The 246-nt window shown below is 65.0% G+C and carries 1 protein-coding gene; it reads left to right on the top strand.

What is annotated here, in order from left to right; genetic code table 11:
* On the top strand, positions 1–246 hold a 246-nt coding region (locus tag J5M73_RS31620), incomplete at both ends, for an amino acid permease (RefSeq protein ID WP_207817027.1).

Raw genomic sequence — 246 nt, 5'->3', positions numbered from 1 at the left:
CGCTGATATCTGGGGCGTGAAGAACCCGGACTTGGGCAGCGTGATGAACCAGGTGCGCAACATGATGCTGGTCACCGTCTGGGTGTTCATCGGCATCGAGGGCGCCAGCATCTTCTCGTCCCGGGCGCAGAAACGCGCGGACGTCGGGCGGGCCACGGTGATCGGCTTCCTGGGGGTGCTGGCGCTGCTGGTGCTGGTGAATGTGCTGTCCCTGGGGATCATGAGCCAGCCGGAGCTGGCCAAGCT

It is taken from the genome of Pseudomonas sp. 50_B, from assembly GCF_017491625.1.
GTDB classification, from domain to species: Bacteria; Pseudomonadota; Gammaproteobacteria; order Pseudomonadales; family Pseudomonadaceae; genus Aquipseudomonas; species Aquipseudomonas danubii.
The sequence above is the reverse complement of the archived record's forward strand: the minus strand, read 5'-3'. Positions and strand labels throughout refer to the sequence as shown.